The organism is Desulfosporosinus sp. HMP52, assembly GCF_000765145.1.
Lineage (GTDB): Bacteria > Bacillota > Desulfitobacteriia > Desulfitobacteriales > Desulfitobacteriaceae > Desulfosporosinus.
Window position 1 is genome coordinate 81,181 of the sequence record NZ_JMGA01000009.1, and the last position, 25,445, is coordinate 106,625.

A 25,445-nucleotide genomic window follows, 5' to 3' on the forward strand; every position below is an offset into this window, starting at 1 on the left:
AAGGCAATCACTACATTCAATTAAATTATTATTAGGGGAACCAATAGGCCTCTATATATTTGAGTTATAGACTATCCGCTCTTCTAAGGAAAAACTATATAAAGATTATTTGAACTAAAATTAGTAGATAGGGTAGTTCTCGGTTCTTAAATGAAGGCAAAGAAAGTATGCGGTGATTATAAACTGCCAGAACGTGTTGCGTTGCCGCTATTATCTTCTGTACGTATTTGTACATCTTACTTAATATCCAACAATCAAAAAGGAATTCAATAAAATGTGTTCCTTTTTGATTGTTCCAAAGTACATTATGTTCCTATCCTGTGCTTTTCTTTCTTTATTTGATACATTCTAAAGTCTGCCAAATGCAACAATTTGCTTATGTCGTTACCGTCTACAGGAAAGGAAGAGCACCCCAAACTTGCTCCTCTAAAAGACACACCATCAGGAATATTTTTGAATTCCAATTTCTCAAATTCTCGGCAAAAGGTCTCAATATCAAGCCTATCAACAAGTAAAGCAAATTCATCTCCGTGCAATCGGTAAAAGCCGTCATTAATATTTAGGATTTCTTTGACTGTTTTAGTAAACTCAATGAGATAAGCATCACCAATAGCATGACCGAAGCTATCATTAACCGACTTGAAATTATCTAAATCCACAAAGATAATCGTAAAACATTTGCTGTTGTTTATTTTTTGAAGTGCATCATCATATAAACTTTCGCGATTTTTCAATTGAGTAAGCGCATCAATTCGGGTTATTTCCTGTAATTCTCTTGCTTTGTTATTAACAGATACCAAACTGTAAACCATTTTATAGGACAACATAGCATTACCTATTATAACAAAGAGCATTATAAATTCCGTTAGGACGGAGCTGCCTTCAACAAAAATATAGTTTGTTAAAAAAATAATAAAAAACCATGACAAGCTTATTAATAGAAGAGAGTTTATTATATTATTTTCTATATTCTTAAGAATATAAATAAATACTTTATTTACAAACTTAATATAGTAAGGAAGTGTCATTGCAAAAGCAAGCGTTTGGATAATTAGAACTGATAACCATAAAAATTCTGATGGAAATAAGTACCCAACCCTAAAAGAAAATGCAAACATGAACATTGTATATATCCATGATGATGACATAATTACTATTAAATGTTTTATGGGTTGGTCAAAGAAATATTTCAATGGAATGATATATAAAAAGCCGAATATCATGAAAAGACCATTACCGTTACCGTTCCCGTAATTAGGTATTTTAGGTACAAAAGGAAATAATAGTGCAGAAAACACGACTGTAACGATACATAACGAAAAAAACGAAACGTATTTTGAATTTCTCTTTTTCGAGCATGTATAGGTCGTATACGTATTAATACCTAACAGTTCAAGAACGACTATTAAAGAATAAATATTCAAGACATGTCCTCTCCGTATAAGCATTTAATTTAACTGAATGAGTGCTGCTTATACTTTTTATATTTCGGCAGTTTGGGAGTTATCGTAAAATTACCTTAGACCATAACTTTTCGAATTTAGACAAAGTTTGCTAAGTTTTACTATTATACCATGTAAAAATACTAACATATAGAAATATTGTCCAATTTATTGCTTACAAAATATTTGCACAGTTCATAATCATGTTTAACAATGAACTCGTAAATATTCGCTTAATTCCAAAATCCCTAGGCTATGGCTAAAAATGATTAGTGAAGGCAGAGAACAATAAACTCAATTTACTAAAACTAGATATTGCAGTTATCCCACGAAAATTCATAGTCCAAGTACAATTCATAATTGCATTCAATAGAGAAGATTGAAGGCTGGAAGCATGAGGCTTCCAGCCTTGTTTCTGTATGGTTTATACAGCTGATTTTAGCTGTATTTTTCTATATACATCAAGCAGTTAAATTAATGATAGACACGTTCATCAGTACAAAACTAATTCTAAGTGCTCTATTTAGTTAACCTGTACCAATATAGCCCATATATTGTATTGAGAGCAATATACAAAAAGGTTTTATCATAAACAATTGATAATAAACGATGTGGAGGAAAAATTAATGGCCGAATTAACAACCGGTTTGATCGAAAACACAGCTGTGCTAGGCGTCAGACCGACCGTAACCTTTGTGGTGAGAATTACAAATGATGGGACCACAACAGAATCGGTGATGACTGAAGGCAGCTTCGTTATGGGGGCAATAAAAGTGCTCTATGTATTAGAGCAAATTAATTTGTTGCCCGGTGAAGCGGTGGAAAGAATATATTTTGCCGATTTCGATGCTTTTGAATTTCAATTTACCACCAGCTCGCAGGAAATAGCAATATCGGCTTGGGGGAAGGACGCAGCAGGAAATTTAGTGGCAGCCCATCGAGTCTTACCGGCAGAACTTGAAGAGAACACTTTACCATTAACGACAGTATTAAACTTTGCCGATTTTTTTGCCCTGATGCCTCCTGATAATGCAGCAACAGTTGCTCCCGGTACTGACGTAAGCTTTCCCCAAGACGGACCTACCAGCGCAACAACTATTACAAGAATTAGTGATACCGAATTTAACTTGTCTGCAATCGGCACTTATCAGGTTTTGTTTCAGGTAAGTGTGAGCGAGGCGGGTCAGTTGATTTTAACTCTCAATGGAGCCGACTTGGCATATACTGTAGTCGGGCGGGCAACAGGTACCTCTCAAATAGTGGGAATGGCTTATGTGACTACAACAGTCGCCGATTCAGTGCTCACTGTCCGAAACCCTGCCGGCAATGCAACAGCGCTAACCATTACCCCTATCGCCGGAGGAACAAGGCCTGTTTCGGCTCATCTAGTTATCACACAAGTCGCCTAGATAAAATCCGCAGTATAGTGAAACTTGGTTTGTGCCTCTGGCACAAACCAAGTTTTCTTTACGTTTACCTTGCTTTTACTAATGCTCGTGTCTTTTACCTTGGTAAATTCTAAAATGAACATATAGAAGGTGGTCATTGTGACTTTCGTCTCGTCTATACTAATGCTCCATACATAGGTGGTGTCTTTGTCCAGCCTTTTGCTTTTCCGTATTTTAGGAATTTATCATAGGAACTCATTTCATCTTTAAATAAATCGATGAATGTTTTGCGCAGGCTGTCATTTCTTACCGTCTCCATTACTGCCCTCATGTGTAAGTCAATAGAATTCTGGCTCTTTCCACAGTTAGTTGAATTTTGGCCTTTTTTCAAGCCGTAACAGTTTTTTCCTTAACATTTCAAAACTATTACGACCATACATTATCCTCTTTATAACCTTAAGTTTATTTACGCTACCTTCGGCAAGTCCGTTATTGTATTCGTATTTAATGGCATTTTTTACTGCTGTAATATCTCTGGTAATGCCATTTATAAATGAAGTCAATTCACGAATATTTAAGCCCAAAGCCCTATGTATCCACTGTTCAATCATGCCAACATTTTTATCCAACAACATTTTCCGGAATTCATTTACGATGTCTATGATCTCCTTGTACCTAGGATATTGACTATGTACTCTATCTAAACATTTGCTGTCCAGTCCTTTAACTTTCCCAACCTGTTTGAATAATAGCTTTATTAACAATTTACGTTCTACTAATTCGGTATTTTCTGGCACTATATTATTAGCATTGTAAGTATTCTGAATCAGCCTTTTCAAGCCTGCTGCGTAAGTTCTTAGAGTAGAGGAAGAACCTTTATAACCTACTTGACGAATTTTGGCTTCAATTGCAGTCAAGGCAATGCCTTTATCAATTAACACATTTATTTCACCTAGGTATGGGTCTAAGATACTTTTTCTCTTAACACTATAACTTCCATGAATTGCTGTTACACTTTCATTTAGATATTTTTTAACCGTCTGCCTAGATAACTGCAGCTCTTTGGAAATTAATCTTATAGAGAATTTTCCCTCATGCATATCCTTAACGGTATTTATCAGTTCCTGCTTTCTTAACACTTTTTGCTCATGTGAGAGGTCCATACTGCTTTTTAAATACTGATTACGTTCTTCCATGCTCATTCCCATCAATTTATCCAGCGTCCGAATATCCATATTCAACTCTTTGCAAATCTGTGTTTTGCTATAACCTTTCGCGAGCATAGAAAACGCTCGCTTAGACTTTTCTTCTAATGCTAGTTTTTTGTTAGTTAAAGATAGTTCCGATGTTGCCGTCACATCTACCTGAGGCTTTTTAGGCATCGTAATAATTATTTTGGCCTTAAAGTATTTCATAAGAAAATCTTTGCAATACGAAGTTAAATTCTTAAGTATATGAAATCTATCGCTTACCTGGACAGCTTTGGGATGTGCCTTAGTTATAGCATTATGGTATGAAATCGAGCCGTCTCTAGAAACGACTTTGAGGTTTGGATAGGTCTTCAACCATTCTACAACGTCTTCGCATTCCCTCGACGGAATTAAATCAATCACACGGTGAGTTTCAATATCAACCATGATTGTTCCATAAGATTCCCTTTTCCTAATTGCAAAGTCATCTATACAAACCATGGAAACTGATTCTCTATCAATTATTGGTACGTCTTTTTTTTAAAAGATTGCAAATGGTACTCTTACCTACTTTTGCAATACTAGTATTCAATATAGCGGATGCTGTGAGAGAGCTTACATTCAGAGATAAATTGATGATTGCCTCTTCGAGGCGTTTTGTCTTTTTGCCCTTAACTGGTAGGAAGTCATAAGTTTCAGCAAAAGTGGTATGTTCACAATCTGGATTATAGCAGAGCATCTTTCTGTTGCTAAGAATTATGATCACTTTCTTATTCTGCATCGGTAAGTCTTGAAAACTTCTGTCATAATGGGAATGAGCTTTTGATGAAGGTTTTCCACAAAAGGGACAGATAGGTTCTTCTCGTGTAGACACAACTTTGATATAAATAGTATCCTCAATAATCTTATGACTGACATACTCTAAATTGCTATCTAATAACTTAACAAATTCATCCATAGAATAGCCTCGTTTTCAGTGTTTCTGACCATTCTATTATACCATAATTTACCGTTAAATTCAACTAACTATGGAAAGAACCAGAATTCTGAAGGCTTGTGAGAAGAATTCTATACATAAATTGATCTTCCATTGCTTCCGGATCTATGCGCTGCACCATTTCAGCGGGTGGCCTTTCAGGTAATTGGACACTATAGTTTAGACACAGTTCCTCAAGTTTCTCGATCTGCTTTTTGACAATTATTAAGCCCATATCTAAGACAGCAATAAAGCTTGTGTCATGGGCAAAACTAATGGAGAACATGACTAATTGCAGATGATCATATCTTAAGTTTAAATGGTCCCAGAGATGGAAAGCTTCACTGATTGATAAATCCTCAGTTTTAATGGGCTTGGAGGGCTTGTAAGCCGGAGGATTGTCCTCCCAGCTCTTTAACTTACCAAATTTATAGAGTACTTGAAATTGATAGGCGTGGCCTAACAGGGCATGTTTGAAAAGTTCACGGAGTTGATCATTACTTGTAGTAGTTCTATAGCACCGACCAAGGACAACCATTTGAGTAACTAGGTCTTCATAGATTCTCCTGTAAATATATCTATCTGTAAGCTCATCAAGCTTTTTGTCAATCCGGATATCCACTGCGGGTCTCTTGGGCAAGGTTACAGAATAGTGGGTTGCTTTCTCTTCCAATAACTTTGATTCCTTTATAAAGGTACTTAAGAAGCGACTAAGCATAAGATCAAAATCACGGTCATGGATAAAGTTTCTATACATCTGAAGGGTTTCTATACTTCCATAACGTGCTCTTAAGGCGTTCCATAAATTGAAGGCTCCTATAATATCAATAACTTCTACACCCGATAGTTTTTTAAAGAAAGAAAACAAAACAATCACCTCATTATAAGATTCTTTTAGTATCCGTTGGGCAGGGTGTTTTTATGCGATCAGAGAAAGGTTTGGGGAACCAGAAGCGACAACTTATTTGGAATTTGAGTGTTTAAGATAATTAAAGAAAAATAGAGGTGAAACCCAAATAATGTCCAATATATATAGATATTAAAATACGGAACGAACAGAGGTTAATTTGTGCAAAATCACATGAGCTTGAACGATAGTTTTCCAGTTGTGGGCATCGGAGTCTCGCATGTTGGGGGAAAGGCGTTTAAAGCTTTTTTCAAAAATATGCCGGACGACTGTGGGATGGCCTTTGTTATTGTCGGCCGTCACGAAATGACGGTTCAGATTCTGCAGGAATACATATCTATGCCTGTTTTAGCTGTGAAAGACGATATGAAGATGATGCCCAACCATGTGTTCATCTGCCCGAAAGATAAAGATACCGGAATTGTACGGGGTAGTTTTTATTTACGGGAACCCCTTTCTAATCCTCGAAAACCTTTAGATTATTTTTTTAGCACCCTGGCCTATGACCAGGGTGAAAATGCCATAAGTATTATTCTTTCAGGCATAAGTCATGATGGCGCGCTGGGCTCAAAAGAAATTAAAGCACAGTTTGGTATGGTCATGGTTGAGGACGGGGGCTTAGCGTGTGCTGATTCCGCTGGCAGTTCCTCGGTCTTGGAATTGGCAGATTTCATTTTGCCTATTGAGAAAATGACTGATCAGCTCCTTGTGCATAGCAAGTGGTTGCAACGAAGAGCTTCCCGGAGTATGAACGAAAAATTGAGTAAGAACTCAGAAATACTAAAGAGAGTGCTTTTCATTATCCAAATGCACAACAGCCACGATTTTTCCCTTTACAAAAAAGGGACTATTTACCGGCGTATAGAAAGCAGGATGCGCGTCTGCCATATTCAAGATATTGAGGAGTATGTTCGCTATTTGCAGCGAAACGCTGCCGAAGTGGAACTCTTTTCAAAGCGATACTTATTAACGTAACCCGTTTTTTTCGTGACTCTGAAGCCTTCGAGGTTTTGGAGAATCAAGTGATTCCTGATTTGCTGGCGGATAAACCGGAGGGATATAACTTGCGAATATGGATCCCCGGGTGTTCCAGCGGGGAAGAAGTTTACTCCCTGGCAATCATAATACAGGAATGCATGAACAAAGCCCGGAAGAATATGACGTTACAGATATTCGCTACAGACATTGACGAAGACGCTGTTTTAACAGCAAGGACTGGCTTATATCCCTTAAGTATCGCGGAGGATATACGCCCTGAGCGCTTAAAACGCTTTTTTAAGCTAGAAGAAAATCGATATCGGATTTCGAAGGAAATCCGAGAAACCATAATTTTTGCTTCCCATGATCTTATTAAAGACCCGCCTTTTATTAAGGTGGATATGATCAGCTGCCGAAACCTTTTAATATACTTTGAAAATTCCTTGCAAAAACGGCTTTCCAATCTTTTTCATTTCAGCCTCTTACCCAATGGAATACTCTTTTTAGGTCCTTCCGAATCCTTTGGAAGCAACACGAACCTTTATACTGTGTTAAATAGCAAATGGAAGTTATATAAACGCCGGGATGTCATTTCCAAACTCTGGGCAAATTTTCTTCCCAATTCATCAATAATCACGGCAGCCAAAGCAAGGGCGGATTTTACAAGCATCGTCGGATCAGAAAAATCAGGAATGATTAATTCTATAGAGAAAATGTTGTTAGAAAACTATACTCCGCCCTGTTTTATCGTTAATGAAAAGGGGGATATCATCTATATCAATGGACGTAGTAGAAAATATTTTGAACTAGCTACAGGAGAAGTTAGCTTAAACATCGCAACCATGGTTAAGGAGGAAATGCGGTATAGTTTAAGGGCAGTACTTCGTCAGGCCGCTAAAACAAAAGAAGATATTACGATTGAAGGCGTGAGGGTGATCATCAATGACGAACAAGTCACGCTTAATTTTGGTGTTAGGCCGATTGAGGAACCCGGAACATTACAGGGTTTGATCCTGGTGATCTTTGAGGAAGTTAATGCATTACCCGTTGATACTCCGCTAAGCAACATCGGTGACAGCTCGTCCAATGCTGTAACGCGGATCGACGAACTGGAGAATGAGCTGAAGAGTACAAAAGTTCAACTATTCAGAACCATCGAAGAGATTGAATTATCCTACATGGAGACAGCGGCGGCCAACGAAGAACTACACTCCGCTAATGAGGAATTACAGAGTTCAAATGAAGAGATGGAGACTTCCCGAGAAGAAATGCAGTCTCTCTACGAGGAAGTCGTAACGGTTAACAATGAACTGCAAACTAAACTGAATGAACTGGCCCACTCCAATGACGATATGACGAATCTTTTAAACAGCACAGAAATTGCCTTTATTTTTCTGGATAGCGATCTGAACATTATGCGGTATACTCCTTTAGTCCCCAGGCTTGTTAACATCATTCCTTCAGATGTTGGTCGTCCTCTGGCCCACCTTGTAACAAAGCTCCGCAAGACGGATATTGTCTGCGAAGCTCAGAGGATTTTGGAGACATACGGCCAGATTGAGAAGGAGGTAGAAACCCTAGATGGGGTATGGTACCTGATGCGGTTAACACCCTATCGAACTTCCGAAAACACGGTGGCCGGTGTCGTAGTTTCTTTTGTTAATATCAGTAAACTTAAGGCACTAAATTTATTAAATACTGAGCTTAGGGACAGACGTGATTATGCCTTTAGTATCATTGAGGCCATTGGCTTCCCCCTTCTTGTGCTGGACGGTGATTTTAAGGTGCTAACAGCGAACTTGGATTTTTACCGGGTTTTCCAGGTGAGCCCTTTAGAAACTGAAGGCACGATGCTTTCACAACTTAGCAAAGGCCGCTGGAATACTCGCGAGTTAGAGGAAAAAATCACCACTATTATTACCGAAGGGATATCTTTTCGAAGCTTCCTCGTGGATTATGAATTCCCAGGCGTCGGCTATAAAAAAATATACCTCGATGCCCACCGGATTAACAGCAAAAAGCCATCTGCAGATTTAATCCTAGTCATCTTTAAGACGGAGAATTAAATTTAGTTATGTTTAGATAAGGGGGGTGGTGATTGCATGGATGGTGTAAAATTACGCCAAGAAGCAGAAGCAGAAGCACTGAGAAACCAAAAGAACAGAGCTATAGAGAATACTTCGGCAGATGGTTTAAGGGAGAAGATGGAGCTGGAGGTTCATCAAATCGAATTATCAATGCAAAATGAAGAATTGCAGCGTGTTGGTCTGGAGAATGAATTATCCAGGGACAAATATAGGAAGTTATATGATTTTGCCCCAGTGGGTTTCTTTACCTGTGGGATCAATGGCCTGATCCTGGAAGTAAACCGAACTGGGGTAGCTTTATTCGAAGTGGAGAAAGATCAGTTATTGGGTAAAGACTTTACCAGCTTTGTGGTAGCTGAACACCAACACATTTTTTCTCTTTACTGCAAGTCACTGTGGCAAATGCAAATTAAGACAAAGCAGGAATGTGAGCTGAACCTCAGGAAGAATGACGGGACAGTTTTTTGTGCTTTAGTTGAAGGTATAGCAGAAAAAGAGCAAGAAAACGATGAAAAAAACACTCTCTGCTTTCTTGCGGTCAAAGATATTACCGAACGGAAGAAGAATGAGGAAGATAAATTTAGTTACCAACGGATGGAATCTTTGGGGATTTTGGCTGGGGGCATAGCCCACGATTTTAACAATCTACTGACGGTAATATTAGGTAACATCTCATTATTTAAAATGAGGAGTTTGAAGCAGGAAAAAAACCTGGATCTATTGGAAGAGGCAGAAAAAGCCTGCCGGCAGTCCACGGATTTAACCTTGCAGTTGTTGACCTTTGCCAAGGGGGGGAAGCCCCTTAAAGAGGTGATATCCATTGTACCATTACTTAAGGATACCGTCATTTTTGCTATGAGGGGTTCCAATGTGCGTTATGAACTTGAATTGTCCGATGATTTATGGATGGTTGAGGTTGATGGTGGACATATCAGACAGGTGGTGAATAATCTGGTCATCAATGCCCAGCAGGCCATGCCCAATGGGGGAACGGTGTCTTTGAGGTGTGAGAATAAATACTTGACTGAGGAAGAGGGACTGCCATTAAACGTAGGCCCCTATCTAAAGATAACTGTGGAAGATCACGGCGTTGGCATCCATAAAGACCAGGTGAACAAGATTTTTGATCCTTATTTTACGACAAAGGCTCTAGGTAACGGGTTAGGACTAGCTACTTCTTATTCCATAGTCAAGCGGCACAATGGTCACATTAGGGTTGAGTCCGAACCAGGTCAAGGGACAGCTGTATCTGTCTACCTTCCAGCTATACCAGGAATGGCTCTGTCAGAGAAGAAGGCTATAGAACCGTTTCTTTCCGGGCAGGGCAAAATTTTGGTTATGGATGATCAAGCTTCCATACGAGAAGTTATCGGCGGAATGCTGACCCAGTTGGGTTGCGAACCTGCCTTTGCTGTAGATGGAGAGGAAGCCATCCTTCTTTACAGGGAAGCCAGTGAGAGGGGCGAGCCCTATGATGCGGTTATTTTCGATCTAACTGTTCCCGGTGGAGCAGGTGGCAGACAGGCCTTAGAGGAGATCATTAAAATCGATCCCCAGGTCAAAGCGATAACCTCCAGCGGCTACTGTAACGACGCCATTATGACTGATTTTAAAAAGTATGGATTTAAAGCGGCTTTACCTAAGCCTTTTTGCCTGGAGGAGCTAAGCAGAGTCCTTAGGAATGCTGTTATGGACTCCGTGTAATCCTTAGCGCTCCGGTCGGCATTTATCGATATTCCGAAGGATTCCTTTGAAGTTGTGTGAGGTGCATCATTCTTTATGTCTTGCCAGAACGTTTTTGACGCTCTGGCTTCTTATTTTTCATAAAGAATTATTAAATTATAAATTTCTCTGCAAAAGCCATCTAGTTAATTCCTGTAATATTCCATTCAACAAAAGTGAATTCTATAAAACCTAAAAATAAAAGACGTTAGTTAAACATATTATTCAGATGTAACTCAAAAGAATGTTTGACTCATTAGGGGAGGTAATAACATAACATGAAAAGAATTAAGGCTAGAAACACCTTAGCAATTGTAAAGGGCTCATTGGTTTAACAGGTATTATGTTGGTTGACGGAGTCTCTCGTGGAGCAAATATCTCTCGCCCCACCTCTAAACGATTACTTGAAGCCGTCTGAAAAAACAAGTGAGCAAACAAAAGAGTTAAATAGAATAATATCCAACCTATTTACTCATATGTAAATCGCAATCTAGAAGAAACAAAATATATAATGTAATTCATTTTCTATGGTTACAATCACGAACAAAAGTCGTTCAATATAGCTTTCGACCCTGTCAGACTTTTTTGATGCACATAATTGTGAAACTGTAAAATGTTTTCTCTTCCAACTTTATGAAATTTCTTTCTAAAATTACAACGGACAATAAACGGTCAAGTGCCTGTTGGGTGGGGTATTGGGTTAAATAAGAAACGAACGGGTTCAGCATTTCCACGCAGAACCCGTTCGTTTCTTCCGATTTTTGTTCTAGTAACGGAAGTGTCACCAGTGGCAAGTCGCTAGTAGTAGACAACTACGAATACCCAATAGAAAGGAAAATAGGTTTGGTCTCAGCTTTCGCCTTTTCAAACGCTTTTTTTCCCCAAGGAAACCAGTCAACAGGATTATTTCCATGTTGAAGTAGATATGGTGATTTTTCCTTGGATAATCTATTGGGTACATTTAGAATTGTAGTCATCGGCAATCACCTCCCTAAGTAACTAGATTTAAACATAGTTTGGCCTTATAGATATATATAATACCAGTTAATAGTGTTTTAGTTAATATTTCGTATCAGTCCACATGGGAAGTATCCTTCCTAATTTCGTATACAAACCCTGACGTATATACAGGTAAGGTTTTATTTATCGAGGTCGGTTTTTGGTATAAATCAATACCAAATAACGCTTGAAAAGAAAGAAGATTTGTTGTTAATTAAAGGATTTTGGTTGTTAGAGTAGAATAGTGTCAAGACTCTTGAAAGGAGGGGTATTTATAAAACTTGACATTCTAACTCTTGCTTTGATCCTCAGTTTTACATTAGTCACCCAGGTTATCGCTCTTTTTCTCCAATATAGAGTGAATAAAACCTACAGAGGGATTGGATGTTGGCTACTGGGCTCTAGTTTAATGGCACTGGGGTTTATCTTTATGCCCCTCTTAACTGTAAAATCCCTCGAAATGCTTGCCAGGATCGCTAACCCACTGGTGATTTTAGGGCATATCTTCTTATATATCGGCATTCTACAGTTCCTCAATAAGAAATTGAATCAATGGATACCAATTTCATTTTTTTTAGTTTCTAATCTTACCTATTATTATTACATGTATTTCAATAATGATATTTCTGCACGTACAGTTGTCGTACAAGCTTCTATAGCTATTATTTCATATATGACTGCGTACCAGCTTTTATTCAAAAAAGACAGACTTATCTCTTGTTCAGCTAACTTTACCGCCACTGTCTTTCTCGTATATGGATGTTTTTCAACATTACGTACTTTTTTGGCAATTATGTTACCTCCTATGCGCTTATATATTGACCAGGCGCCGATTCTTATAGTTGGATTTATTGTGCCAATCATCACCAGTGCTTTATGGACATTTGGGTTGATTATAATGGTAAATCAGAGGCTAAATATTGAAAATCAACTAGAAAAAGAAAAATTGCAATTGGTCTTTAACACAAGTCCAGATGCTGAATTGATAATGCGATTGGATGATGGCATATTTGTTGACGTCAATAGTGGATTTTCAGTATTAAGTGGTTACACTCGTGCCGAGGTCATAGGAACTTCTACAATAAAGAAAATCTGGCATAATATTGGCGATCAAAAGACTTTTACAACAGAGATGAATGATAAAGGTATTTGTGAAAACATGGAATTTATTTTCCAACGCAAAGATGGAAGTCAGTTTGTAGGAATGATCTCAAGCAGGATCATTACGATTCAAACAGTTCCCCATATTATTAGCGTGATTCGTGACATTACAGAACGCAAGCTGGCAGAGCAGCAAATACAAAAGCTGGTTCAACAGCTTGAAATCGAGAAGAATACCGCTCAGCACAATTCGATTACCGACAGTCTGACAGGATTGGCGAATCGTAGATACTTTGATGAGGCTCTCAGAACAGAGTTTTACAGGCTGAAGCGATCTGGATCTGGTTCTACTTTGTCTCTAATCATGCTAGATGTAGATTATTTTAAAAAATTCAATGACAGCTATGGCCATTTAGCCGGGGATGAGTGTTTGCGACTGGTTGGAACAAAATTAAGAACAATTGTTGGGCGAGCGCCTGACATCGTTGCACGATATGGTGGAGAAGAGTTTGTTGTTATACTGCCCGAGACAGATGAAAATGGGGCTAAATCTTTGGGGGAGCGTATCCGGAAAGCAGTTGAAGAGCTGGCTATTCCACACGCTGCATCCGACATTGCCGAATGTGTTACGGTTAGCCTCGGGGTTGTAACCGTTTTCACGAAAGGTTTAGCTTCTCCAGAGAAAGTTGTGGCCCTAGCTGATGAAGCGCTTTATTGTGCCAAAAAAAGAGGACGTAACCAGATGGCGGTTGCAACTGCAACCTGTTGCTAAGTAAGATTGTAATGAGAAACGTCTATCGTAAGATAACAGACGGGTTCAGCGTAAATTCGCAGAACCCGTCTGTTATGAACTGTTATTGAAAGAAGTTTGCCGCCAGTTGCATATTGACGTAATGCCCGCAACACCTCACTTTTGAGGGAGAAAAGAAGCAAAGGACTGGACTTTAACATTATATAGTTTTGATCCAATTCCGAGATTATAAGTTACTAAATATTTTGTTATAGCCAGAATCTAACAAAGCAATCGGGTTCGGGTATTTATCATTTTAAGTGTCAAATTAGTTACAACAATATACTTCCATCAAGTGGAGAGCTGAAGATTTCATTGAAAGCATATCTAATAAATAATATAATATATATGTTGCAGTTAGCTACATTGAAAATTTGGATGTGACAAATAAAATGCGGAAATGGTTAAGGAATGTTCGTAAAAGTAAGAATTTCACACAAGAGAAAGTTGCTGCACAAGCTTCTTTGAGTCGTGCTTTTTATACGCAAATCGAACAAGGTACTCGTAATCCAAGCTTTGATGCTGCTAGTAATATCGCGCGTGTTTTAGGTTTCAACCCGTCGGCTTTCTTCATTCAGGATATTAGTGAGCCCTTTGTAATAGCAATGGGCAATTCGGACATTATAATCGCCCATGTGGACAAGGAATTGAGATATACGTGGATATTTAATCCCCATCCAGACTTTAACTCAAACTTAGTACTTAGCAAAACTGATATTGAGCTTTCAGACAATCATGGAACCAGAAAGCTGATGGAACTAAAAAAATCGGTTATTGAGACGGGAAAAAAGATAAAGAAGAAAATTTCTTTCCCGTTATCGGATGGAAACCATAGCTATTTTGTGTTTGCAGAACCACTAGTCGATGTTAATGGAATTATTATTGGATGCGTTACAGCATCTATGGACATCAGTGAATTAATGCTTGAAAGTTAGACTGATTAAAACTATAAATCAAGTCTTTCCTGAAAAAAGTTGCTCTATTTACAATAGTTTTAGGTTTAACCTTGTTACATATAGATCTATTAGTGCTAGTCACAAAAAGTAGTGGTTTTTTTAGGAGAGAGAGTAGATGGTCTGCAAAGTGTTGACCTTAAAAAGTTTAACACTACCTCGAAGGTACTAATAGGGCTCAATGTCTATCCAGAATGGGAGCTTTTAGCATGGTTATTGATATTTTCCAACAGCAGCCCCTTGCAAAAAGTGAGCAAGTCTTTGCGATTGCCTTATTAATCAAAAAAGTTCTCTACTCCTAAGCGACTGTTTATTGGGGATATGTTAATTCTGACCTCATTGAAAATTCATTAGTTTTAGGAGATTATGATTTATGCTTGATAACCCTAAATTTCAGGATAATCTTTTATATGAAAATATAGAGCTTAAACGGCAGTTAGATGAAGCAAATTCTATCATCAAAGCTATACGATCGAACGAACTAAACTCATTAGTATTTGAAAAAGTAGCTTCTCCCCTAATTGTATGTGATCAAATTGGTAAGGTTGTTAAAAAGAATCTAACAGCTTCAATGCTTTTTAGAAAAGATTTGAACGATGGAATTTTTGATACAATAATTCCTTTATACAACAAAGTTACAGGTGAAAGGTTTCTTGTTCAAGAAGCAATAAAGAAAGAACCTGTCTGTAATCAGGAAGTAGTCTTTGATGGTGATGTTCACTTAATAGTTAACGCTAGCTATTTACAAGGAGAACAAACGAATAGTGGGTTTTTTTTGATTAGTATTGTCGATATAACAGAGAATTATAGATACAGAGAAGAGATACGTAGGCTAGATCGCTTGAATCTTGTTGGAGAAATGGCTGCCGGAATTGGACATGAAGTGAGAAATCCAATGACAACTGTTCGAGGTTACTTGCAAATATTTCAAGGAAAGGATCAATTCTCCGAATATAAAGAATCTATAAGTATTATGATTGAAGAGCTAGACCGGGCAAATTCAATAATTACTGAGTTTTTGTCGCTAGCAAAAACTAAGGAACTTACAAAACAGGAAATCAATTTTAATGAAATTATAAATAAAATAATTCCCTTGGTTGAAGTTGATGCTCTTCGACAAGGACTTGAGATAAGATTGGAATTGCAAGACGTGCCAAATATTTTAGGCGACGAAAAAGAGATTAGGCAATGTATATTAAATCTCGTTAAAAATGGGTTAGAGGCAATGCTCAAGGGAGGAGCAGTTACAGTTAAAACCTACTCAAACGATAGTTGGGTTATATTGGAAATTAAAGACCAAGGTTGTGGTATCCCGGTTGAAGTTCAAAACTCAATGGGTAAACCATTTCTAACAACTAAAGAGCAGGGAACGGGACTAGGGTTATCAGTATGCTTTAGTATCGCGAAGAGGCATGGAGCTGTTCTAGACTTTAAGACTGACCAGAGAGGAACTTCTTTTTATTTGAAGTGTCCCACTATTGCATGAATTTCCTTACCTACGTCCTCCAATTGGTTTAGATTGTTCATATTTCCTTTAATTCCGTTCGTACTCGCACATTACACTTAAAGTGACTTCTTAGATGAAGACCCTTCCGGGTCTTTTTTATTTTTAGCTCGAGTACAGGATTGTTCGGTGTTGGAACAGATATTAATATATCATTAATGCAGACAAAAATAATTGTATTATAGCATAATCTGACAAATTCCTGCTATTGATAGAGGTACAATGAACATAATTCTAAATGTTAAAAGGAGGTAGTTATTACGCACTATGACTTAATAACCAATGTTATAGTGGTTTTATTTTTCTGTTGCGTTTCAATATGGATAATGTTATCTTACAAGGCAAGCAATCAGAAAAGGGAACAAGAACAGCTAAGAGCAGCAAATGAAAGGTTTTCAAAGGTTTTTCATCTAGGTCCTCATATGATGGCAATTCTAAGAAAATCGGATTTTAGATATATTGACGTTAACCGCCGTTTCCTTGAGGTAAGAGGTTTTAAATATGAAGATATAATTGGCAAAACACCTATGGAAGTCGGTGTTACTCATAGTGAATTTGCAAAGATTATTGAAACGCTCGAGACAGAAGGATCTATACAGAACTTTCAACATTCAGTTATTACAAAAGACGGTTCCAATGGTACGATTATTCTTTCTGCAGAAGAAATTGAAATTGATAACCAAGAATGTATTTTGTTTGCCTATAACGACATTACCGAAATGAAACGATTGCAAACCGAGAGGGTTGAACAACTAACCAAACACCTAAAATTAGAGGAAGAACTTTCCCAGAGTAACCAACTTATTGCAGATATTATAAAAAACATGCCAGACGGATTCTATGCGCTGGATAATCAATGGCGGTTTATGTTTGTAAATAAGCAAGCAGAGGAGCTGTTTCAGAAAAATCAAGAAGAACTCATAGGACAGATTATCTGGGTAATTGACCCTAAAGCCCTAGGAACCATACTTGAACATAATTTCAGTAAAGCTAGAACGGATAGTCTACCCATAACCTTTGAATATCCCAGCTCTTTAAGTAAGGACACATGGCATCAAATTACCGTCTATCCTTCAGAGTTTGGGGTATCCGTTTATTATCGGGATATTACCGTGCAAAAATTAGCAAGCGAGAAATTAATTAAGGCTCAAGAAGAGACGATTTCAATTCTTGAAAGCATGACAGATGGTTTTTATGCCTTGGATAGAGACTTGCAATTCACTTATGTAAACCGCGCAGCTGAAGCTGCTTTTAGTAAATCTCGGGATGAGGTATTGGGCAAAAAAATAACTCAAGTCTTTAAAGCTAATGAAGCAACCCTATTGAACTATAATAAAGTAGTTTCCGAAAATTGCCCAGTAACTTTTGAAATCATCTCGGAAGCGTTAGGCAATAAATGGTTAGAAATAAGTTCTTACCCAACAGACAATGGATTAACCTGCTATTTCCGTGATATTACAAATCGTAAGTCGGCAGAAGAAACCCTTCGTCAATCAGAAGACAAATTCTCCAAAGCCTTTCATGGTGGGCCGATCATAATGGTATTAGCTACTATTAATGAGGGGCGTTTCATAGATGTCAACGAGGCATTCTGTGCAAGTACGGGTTATACCCGTGAGGAGATTATCGGTTACACTTCTGAAGAATTGAATTTCTTTGCAGAATCGGATAAGAGACAGAAGATTAGGTACAAACTTATAGAGAACCACCAGACCGAGAACGAAGAATTTGACTTCCGCACAAAATCAGGCGAGATACGCCAGGGACTTAGTTGGACTCAACAATTTAATTTGGACGGAGAGCATTGTCACATAACGGGGATTATTGACGTTACCGAGCAAAAGCGTATTCAAAAAGAGATGGCTAATCTCGAGCGTTTAAACTTGGTAGGTCAGTTGGCTGCTGGTATAGCGCATGAAATAAGGAATCCGATGACGACAGTTAGGGGTTATCTTCAACTTATATCTGCAAAACCCAATTATACAGACCAGAAGGATGCCTTCGCCCTAATGATTTCGGAACTGGATCGGGCAAACTTTATTATTTCAGAATTTCTCGCGCTCGCTCAAACTAAACCAACTGAATTTAAATCCCAAAATCTTAATGACATTGTTAATAGTTTATACCCACTTTTAGAGGCGGATACCTTTACGCAAAACAAAAAAAAATTTTTTATTCCTTGTGAAATTCCTAATTTAGCTCTTGACGGAAAAGAAATTGTTCAACTGATTCTGAATTTAACACGCAATGGACTTGAGGCAATGAGTTTAGGTGGCTCCCTAACTATTAAAACTTATGTAGAGGGCAGTACGGTAGTGCTTTCAATTACTGATGAGGGGTCTGGCATTCAACCAGAAAACCTTAAGAAATTAGGAATTCCCTTCTATACAACTAAAGACAGTGGAACTGGGTTGGGTCTCGCAACTTGCTTTAGAATTGCAGAATCCCATAAAGCCAAGATAAATATATTCGCTAGTCCCAGTGGGACAACTATCTGTACGCTTTTCCCTATTCCAAACGAATGATAGAGAAATAAAGGTGCTATCAGATCGTAATGAGAACCGTCTATCGTTATCTTAAAATCGGTGACATTGTCTTAATAAGGTATAACGGACAAGAGCAGGGAATTGAACCTTGCTCTTGTCTGTTATATACCAATACAAATGCAATTTTACTGTGTAATGTCCAACGACTGAGTAAAATTACTGTCTTGCTTAACTAGTAGATACTGATATGCAGTTAATCCGACTAGAACTCCTGTACAGCTTGTTAAACACCTCAAAATAACGTCCCAGAGGGGAATGGCAAGGAATATATTATAAAACGAGGTATACAACAACCAATTTGTTCCAAACACAGAGTAGGAAAAGAAAATAATTCCTACATACTTGTTTTTGAATTTGATCCCCGGGCTGAACAAATAATACATAAAGCCAATCCAGCCACCTGTTGTAAGAAGCCACAAGATATCAATGAAACTGTTTATTCTAAGGTTAATGGGTTCTAATGTGAAATAGTACTGAGCCCCGTGAAAAAAAGCAAACATTATTGCAACAAAGGGTACCGCCATTAAAGAGCGGGGGGTTCTTTTTATCGTAGTAATCTCGCTTTTACATAGAAGCATGCCCGAAAGTAATCCAAAAACTGTTAAACTCATAAAATCCCTTATACTGCTTTCTATATGTGAAAAGTTTCCGGAATCAAATATAACGATTAGCTCAGTAAATCCAAAAAACCATAAGATACCGAAAGAACAACCATATATCAAGCCTTTAAAATGACGGTTATTATGTATGCCATCCTTGATTAAATTGAAGTTAATTAGCAAGAAAACCATGATTAGTGAACATAAAACAATAATTGCAGGCAATTTAACACCGTTGCTGACAAAAATGCTTTCGCCGTAAGTATGGATCAGGCTTTTAGGCATGTTCCCAACACCGCCTATCAATTTACTTACCGATCCAAACGTTAAAATAGTGATAATAATTACAGTAAGATTTTTCAAAGCAAATATAATAGCTTCCTTCATTTGAATCCTCTCCTCCTTAACTACTATAGGCCACATTTGCGTTTACACAAATCTGTACAGTTTTTCCTGTCAAAGCCTTACTGAGTTACTCATAAAAGATTGAATCATTTCTTCTGATTTTCTATGGATCTCTTCCGTAAGTGACCTTTTTGAAACGTTGAGACAAGTGAAATTAGCACCGATGATTTCCAAAATTCACCCCCTAAGAAATGACAAAATACCCTATTTAATTCCCAGATAACAACTACTACGACAATAAATGTTGTATAATTAAATCTATAAATATATTGCTTACAATAATATGTAGGAGGGTTTAGGTGAAGAACGAAACCGCAAGTATAAAGAAGCAAGACACCTTGATTTGGAGTGACATAAACCAACTGAATAGCAAAAGAATGAAGTATTTTTCGATGGTACTATTAATTCTGATATTAATACTAATGCTTGTTGATAATAATAATAGAACAACAGGTTTATGGAGTAAGAATTACGCCTATATCCAACTATTCTTCATTCACATTTCATTTATATTGTTGTCTGTTTTTGGAATAGCTGTGAATTATTTAATAAAGCCACAAAAGAATATTAACATTTTACTATTTGTCTTTGTAATGCTAAATATCGGCGCACTGTGCTCGGGTTGGGTAGATCAGTACATTCATAATTCGATTTCTGTCTATATTATGTGTTCTTTCTGTATGTCGATTTTATTTTCTATAAGACCTAAATATTTGATTATATTATACACCCAACCTTTTGTGCTATTAATTATTTTGTTATTCATAAATCAACCTAATTTGGATACCCTCCAAGGTAATATAATAAACGGAACTTTTACCTTCCTTTTGTCACTTTTTATTTCAATTATTATTTTCCGATCTACTGAGAAGGAATATTTTTATAAATATAACTTAGAGTTTCTAGTTGAAGAAAAAACAAGTGAATTGATAGATGCCAATAATCTACTCAAGTTTGAGATTTGTGAAAGGGAACGTATTCAAACAGAAAAAGTAGAACAGCTTACAAAATATCTTGCCTTAGAGTCGGAACTTTCTCTCAGTAACAAACTATTAGCAGAAAAAGCAGATGCCGAGAATAAGGCAAAAAGTCAGTTTCTTGCTAATATGTCCCATGAAATTAGGACGCCTATGAATGGGGTTATGGGAATGCTGCAGCTATTGGAAATGACAGAATTGTCCGAGAAACAGGCTGATTATATAAGAGTTTCTAAGACATCATCAGAATCTCTATTAAAGGTGATTAACGATATTCTTGATTATTCAAAACTACAGTCAGGGAAAGTTAAAATAGAAAAACTAAAAATACACCTGGATAAGTTTCTTGATGAAATTAAAACTTTGTTTATGGTATCAATTCTTAATAAAGGGATTACCTTAAACGTATTTATCGATGATGACGTTCCACGTGTTCTTCTAGGGGATTCTTTTAGGTTGAGACAAGTATTGTCTAATATCATAGGTAATGCAATCAAATTTACTACTAGTGGAAGAATTGACGTTTCTATAAGAGAAATTAAGCAAGATTCAAAGAATGAAGTTTGTTTGGAGTTTGTAGTAAAGGATACAGGTATCGGAATAAGTCAAAAAAATATTAAAGATATTTTCAATAGTTTTAGTCAGGCTGACAGTACGATAACCAGACAGTATGGTGGGACAGGATTAGGACTGCCTATATGCAAAGGTTTAGTGGAACTTATGCAAGGAAAAATATGGGCAGAAAGCATAGAAGGGGTAGGCAGCAGATTTTATTTCACTTGTGTTTTAGATAGATGTGCAGAGGAGGAGGTAAACGCTAAAGCAACAGAGGTTGGATTTGAGGAAGACATTGCCAAAAAAGGTGGTCTTAAGCTGCTAATCGTCGAGGATGATACAATTAACAGGATGGTAATAGAAAAGTTTGTCAAACTTAAAAATTGGGAGTTTGTTTCCGTGGGAAATGGAAAAGAAGCTATTGATGTTTATCAAAATAATAGCTTTGATATAATTCTTATGGATATTCAGATGCCTGTTTTAGATGGTTATAATGCAACTGGAATTATCAGAATGTTTGAGAGCCAAAAAAGTATCCATACTCCTATTATTGCTTTGACTTCATACGCCTTAAAGGGTGACAGAGAAAAGTGTCTAGAATCGGGAATGGATGATTACCTGACTAAGCCGATTAATATTAGTGATTTTTATCTAACTGTAGAGAAATGGGCCAAGATAAGTAAAGATGTTATTACAGGAAATGGGGATGGTTACTAAGAGAATCTTGAGTGCATGAGGGATAGAGTAGATTAGTTGAGGTGGGGGTTAATCCCCACCTTTCGTTTTTTTAAAGGGCCAAGTAAGTTAAATCACTATTGTAATCAAATAACTCTCCAAATAAGCTGGTTATGTCCAGTGTGGAATAAATTGCATGGAGGAGAATTGAAAAATTAACAAAAACTAATTAAGTGTTGCTAAAAATAATTCAAAATACTCAAACAAATATAAAAAACAGGAGGGTTAAAATGAAAATTCCTAAAACTAAAGATCGTATGTTGTTAGGTATTTTTGCAGGAGGACTGGCTTTTATAGTTCAATCAATGTTTGATTATGCGTCTTACAAACAGGGTATTTCAAAACGTAATTACTGGTGCACCGCTGCAGGCGTATGGGTAAAGAGTAAAAGGCAGGCTAGCAAATGGAATGGACAATTGTTAGGTGCTTGGATGACCTTTGGTTTAAATTCAGTTAATGGTATATTTATGGTGTGGAGCCTTACTAAGGTCGGCTTAAATAAATGGCCTATAAAGGGTGTTGTATTAGGGTCGATTACTGGAGGACTAACAAATGCGTTATTAAGTGGCTTTGAAAATAACAAGGTTGCACCTAAAGATAGTAATAGCGCCTTATCAAATGCGCTAACTAATGCAATCACCGGATTTATTGCTGCTTGGGCTATTGTGCTTTTTGGTGATCAATCACTTTTTAACGAAAGACGGGTTGTTAATAATACTTCATTAGAAGATACCTTACAAGGGTCAATGAACATTAATGAAATTGACATGAAGGAATCCCAAACATATTTTCACTAATATCAAATTGCGAAATGACTAATCTTTTTTGAGATTAGTCATTTGCTATTTTTTAGTTTATCACTTATCACCATTCTGGCAAATTCGTCAGCTATTGTATCAACTTTAAATTCGACAGAAAAAGTTGTCCCTTTGGGCCCTGTTTCTATATTAATAGTAGCATTATGCCGAGCTGCAATACTGTAGCAAATACCTAAGCCAAGACCCGTCCCATTTTTTTTCGTAGTAAAGAAAGGTGTTCCTAATTTATCTAATACATCAGGTTTTATCCCTTCCCCCTCATCTTTAATTGTAAGTATGGTATTATTTTCTTGATGGAGGGTCTTGATTTTTAATGTACCACCGGCAGTCATAGAATCCAGACCATTTCTGCAAAGGTTAAGAATTAGTTGTCGTATCTCATTATGATTTAATGATTGATTGGGAACTTCGGACAGTGCTATATCGAGATATTTGTCTTGGGTGTAAGCATCTGCTTCAATAAGGGGCTTCAGGGACTCGATAATCTTGTTAATATTACCATTTTTAAAATCAACAAGTGTATTTCTCCCAATCGAAAGGAATTCAGTAATAATAGCATTAGCACGATCCAATTCATCTATCATCAGTTTAAAATAATCACTATAATTTAAACATCCTTCTTTGATTTGAAGCATTTGCAAGAAACCTCTAACTACAGTCATTGGGTTTCTTACCTCGTGACTGATTCCTGCTGCCATTTCACCAATAAGATTAAGTCTATCAAACTTAGCCATTTGCTCTTCGTATAGTTTTTTTTCGGTAATATCTTGAACAAAGGCAATTGCAAACTCATGGGGTTCCACAGTACGGACAATCGTCAGATTCCCCCAGAAAAAGCGACCGTCTTTTTTTATATAACGTTTTTCTAATTCATAATGTTCTCGTTTGCCGTTAAATACTTCAAGGGACAAATCTCGATCCTTTTGGATATCTTCAGGATGGGTTAATGTCATCCAGTCCATATTAGATAATTCTTCTTGCGTATAGCCTATCATTTCCTCAAAAGCACGGTTACATTTTAGGATCTTGCCCTTCATATTTGTTGTTCCAATACCTAATTTAGTATTATCGAAAATAGCCTTTAAATGTGCTTCGCTCTGTTTTCGTTGGATTATCTCTTCTTTAAGTTCTTTCTCTAAATTAATATGATTTGTAATATCGTGGAATATGGTTGAAGCGCCATAGGCCGTACCGTGTTCGTCAACCAAAGGAGCAACAGATAATAATACATTAATTAACCGGCCTTGTTTCGTTTTTCTTAAAGTTTCAAAACTGCCAAATCCTTTCTCATAGTTAGAAACATCTAAGTTTTTTTCTTCATGTTTTAATCCTTCCGGCACTAGGATTGAGATATTTTTACCGATTACTTCTTCATATTTATATCCAAACATGGTTTCAGCTGCGGAATTCCAGGTCATTATTACTCCATCTAAAGCCATACTTATAATAGCATCGTTAGAAGATTCAACAATGGCAGCAAGCTGATTTAATTTTTCTTTGTTATGCTTTTCCTCCTTAACATCTCTGAAGAATACTGTGATCCCGTTAGGATAAGGATAAGCACTAAATGAATAGCATTTATCTGTCAATAGGGCATTGGTTTCCCAGTGCATTGGGATATTTTTCAACTTTGCTTCGTGAATTTTTACGTAAACATCCGAGTCTACGGCTTGAGGATATACCTCCCAAATATTCTTTCCGATTAATTCATCTTGCATAGATGAGGCTTGTAGTGCTCCTTGATTGATATATGTAAATCTCCATTGATTATCTAGAGCATAGAAACCATCGGTTATTCCTTCAATGATTGTATTTAGCAAAGAAATTGAATGATTATATTGATTGTTTAATTCTTTTAAACTGTTTGTATATTGTTGGAGTTTGACTAATACAGGGGTAAGTTCAGGTATTTTAGAAAATAGTGCTTCATCTTGCTTTTCTTGAATTATTTGTTGGCTAAAATCATTAAGTATGTTTAAAGTTTGACCGATACTTTTTCTTATATATATTAAGACCATAAACCAAAGGATTAAACCACAAACCACTATTTTAGCCGCTTGAAATATTGAGAGTACATATAAATCATCAATTTTAAGATTGGTCCAAGTATGGCCGATGATTTTTCCTTGATAAACCACGGGGAGAGTAACGCATAGAATGGACTTACCAGACCATCCGACAGACGTATCATTTATCACGAATTCAGGTTTTCCCGATTCATAAGACTTAAAGTATGGATATGAACGAGGTACTTCCTTAAGTAACAGCGGGTCGAAGTTAGGAGCAAAAGTGATAACAGAGTTAAGCTCTATATCATAGTATCCCATTCCATCATTCTGATATTGAATAGAAATATTGCCAATTGGCCCTTGAAGTATATTATTCATTGCTAATACCTTCTGATTGTGTGTCAAATCTTCATTTTCTTTGATTTTCGTCAGATCCTTAAAATTACTGGTTACTTGATTCAGGATTAATGTTGAGACTGACAATAGTTCTTTTTCTTTGTCGGCACGTAAGTTGTTCCAAGATTCAAAAGCTACTACTATCGACCATAAAAAAATAGTAATTATAATAAAGGCTGTAATTTTATGTAATACTTTATCGGTAAAGGTTTTGGGTTCGTTCATAATAGTGCCTCCTTCAACATTCTGACATTGCAAATCTTACCACAAGCGTACAAAATTTATTGTCGAAAATAAAATAACTCAAATAATAGCAAAAAATTGCAAATGGTTGCAAGAAGATGCATTAATATCTTGCTATTTTATAC

18 protein-coding genes are annotated in these 25,445 nt (G+C 36.9%); 10 read left to right on the plus strand and 8 right to left on the minus strand.

Going from position 1 to position 25,445, the window contains the following annotated elements; genetic code table 11:
• Positions 1–305: 305 nt before the first annotated feature.
• Entirely contained in the window at positions 306–1,124 is an 819-nt protein-coding gene (locus tag DP73_RS03445; protein WP_165574375.1) for a GGDEF domain-containing protein, read from the minus strand.
• 944 nt (positions 1,125–2,068) lie between these two features.
• Here DP73_RS03445 and DP73_RS23810 point away from each other — a divergent pair.
• Positions 2,069–2,851 (plus strand): hypothetical protein, encoded by a 783-nt coding sequence (locus DP73_RS23810; protein ID WP_242865681.1) that lies wholly within the window; start codon positions 2,069–2,071, stop codon positions 2,849–2,851.
• Positions 2,852–3,005: 154 nt separating this feature from the next.
• Here DP73_RS23810 and DP73_RS23305 read toward each other — a convergent pair whose 3' ends face one another.
• From DP73_RS23305 to DP73_RS03465, 4 genes are all read right to left on the minus strand, one after another.
• Entirely contained in the window at positions 3,006–3,149 is a 144-nt protein-coding gene (locus tag DP73_RS23305) for a hypothetical protein (protein WP_165574376.1), read from the minus strand.
• A 46-nt stretch (positions 3,150–3,195) separates the two neighbouring features.
• Complete coding sequence (locus DP73_RS03455; RefSeq protein WP_052090361.1) at positions 3,196–4,521, minus strand: ISL3 family transposase; 1,326 nt, start codon at positions 4,519–4,521, stop codon at positions 3,196–3,198.
• 16 nt (positions 4,522–4,537) lie between these two features.
• Entirely contained in the window at positions 4,538–4,978 is a 441-nt protein-coding gene (locus DP73_RS03460; protein ID WP_034597420.1) for an ISL3 family transposase, read from the minus strand.
• Positions 4,979–5,042: 64 nt separating this feature from the next.
• Positions 5,043–5,864 (minus strand): hypothetical protein, encoded by an 822-nt coding sequence (locus DP73_RS03465; RefSeq protein ID WP_052090362.1) that lies wholly within the window; start codon positions 5,862–5,864, stop codon positions 5,043–5,045.
• A 201-nt stretch (positions 5,865–6,065) separates the two neighbouring features.
• Here DP73_RS03465 and DP73_RS21915 point away from each other — a divergent pair, with 201 nt between their 5' ends.
• The 3 genes from DP73_RS21915 to DP73_RS03475 are packed head-to-tail and all read left to right on the plus strand — an operon-like array spanning position 6,066 to position 10,672.
• Positions 6,066–6,878, plus strand: coding sequence for a chemotaxis protein CheB (locus DP73_RS21915; protein ID WP_052090363.1), 813 nt, complete (start codon positions 6,066–6,068; stop codon positions 6,876–6,878).
• A gap of 47 nt (positions 6,879–6,925) precedes the next feature.
• Positions 6,926–8,947 carry a CheR family methyltransferase gene (locus DP73_RS03470; protein WP_052090364.1) on the plus strand — a complete coding sequence of 674 codons (2,022 nt, stop codon included), beginning with the start codon at positions 6,926–6,928 and terminating at the stop codon, positions 8,945–8,947.
• Between the two features lie 36 nt (positions 8,948–8,983).
• Positions 8,984–10,672 carry a PAS domain-containing hybrid sensor histidine kinase/response regulator gene (locus DP73_RS03475; protein ID WP_052090365.1) on the plus strand — a complete coding sequence of 563 codons (1,689 nt, stop codon included), beginning with the start codon at positions 8,984–8,986 and terminating at the stop codon, positions 10,670–10,672.
• Between the two features lie 830 nt (positions 10,673–11,502).
• Here the strand turns inward: DP73_RS03475 and DP73_RS03480 are convergent.
• Positions 11,503–11,667, minus strand: a complete 165-nt coding sequence (locus DP73_RS03480) for a DUF255 domain-containing protein (RefSeq protein WP_034597458.1) — start codon at positions 11,665–11,667, stop codon at positions 11,503–11,505.
• Between the two features lie 266 nt (positions 11,668–11,933).
• Here DP73_RS03480 and DP73_RS03485 point away from each other — a divergent pair, with 266 nt between their 5' ends.
• The 4 genes from DP73_RS03485 to DP73_RS22320 all read left to right on the plus strand — a co-directional run bounded on the left by DP73_RS03485 (position 11,934) and on the right by DP73_RS22320 (position 18,562).
• On the plus strand, positions 11,934–13,562 hold the full coding sequence (locus DP73_RS03485) for a sensor domain-containing diguanylate cyclase (protein ID WP_034597421.1): 1,629 nt from the start codon (positions 11,934–11,936) through the stop codon (positions 13,560–13,562).
• Between the two features lie 410 nt (positions 13,563–13,972).
• Positions 13,973–14,515 carry a helix-turn-helix domain-containing protein gene (locus tag DP73_RS03490; protein ID WP_034597422.1) on the plus strand — a complete coding sequence of 181 codons (543 nt, stop codon included), beginning with the start codon at positions 13,973–13,975 and terminating at the stop codon, positions 14,513–14,515.
• Positions 14,516–14,906: 391 nt separating this feature from the next.
• Positions 14,907–16,019 carry an ATP-binding protein gene (locus DP73_RS21920; RefSeq protein WP_052090366.1) on the plus strand — a complete coding sequence of 371 codons (1,113 nt, stop codon included), beginning with the start codon at positions 14,907–14,909 and terminating at the stop codon, positions 16,017–16,019.
• Positions 16,020–16,363: 344 nt separating this feature from the next.
• Positions 16,364–18,562 carry a PAS domain-containing sensor histidine kinase gene (locus DP73_RS22320; RefSeq protein WP_081962933.1) on the plus strand — a complete coding sequence of 733 codons (2,199 nt, stop codon included), beginning with the start codon at positions 16,364–16,366 and terminating at the stop codon, positions 18,560–18,562.
• Positions 18,563–18,708: 146 nt separating this feature from the next.
• Here the strand turns inward: DP73_RS22320 and DP73_RS03505 are convergent, their stop codons facing one another.
• Positions 18,709–19,569: a hypothetical protein gene (locus tag DP73_RS03505; protein ID WP_034597423.1), complete on the minus strand. Its 861-nt coding sequence runs from the start codon at positions 19,567–19,569 to the stop codon at positions 18,709–18,711.
• 317 nt (positions 19,570–19,886) lie between these two features.
• On the opposite strand from DP73_RS03505, the gene DP73_RS21925 reads away from it, so the two are divergent.
• Both DP73_RS21925 and DP73_RS03515 read left to right on the plus strand, forming a co-directional pair.
• A complete protein-coding gene (locus DP73_RS21925; protein ID WP_052090367.1) occupies positions 19,887–21,836 on the plus strand; it encodes an ATP-binding protein in 1,950 nt (649 codons plus the stop codon).
• Positions 21,837–22,084: 248 nt separating this feature from the next.
• Positions 22,085–22,651, plus strand: a complete 567-nt coding sequence (locus tag DP73_RS03515) for a hypothetical protein (RefSeq protein ID WP_034597424.1) — start codon at positions 22,085–22,087, stop codon at positions 22,649–22,651.
• A gap of 38 nt (positions 22,652–22,689) precedes the next feature.
• Here the strand turns inward: DP73_RS03515 and DP73_RS21930 are convergent, their stop codons facing one another.
• Positions 22,690–25,302, minus strand: coding sequence for a PAS domain S-box protein (locus DP73_RS21930; protein WP_052090368.1), 2,613 nt, complete (start codon positions 25,300–25,302; stop codon positions 22,690–22,692).
• Positions 25,303–25,445 lie beyond the last annotated feature (143 nt).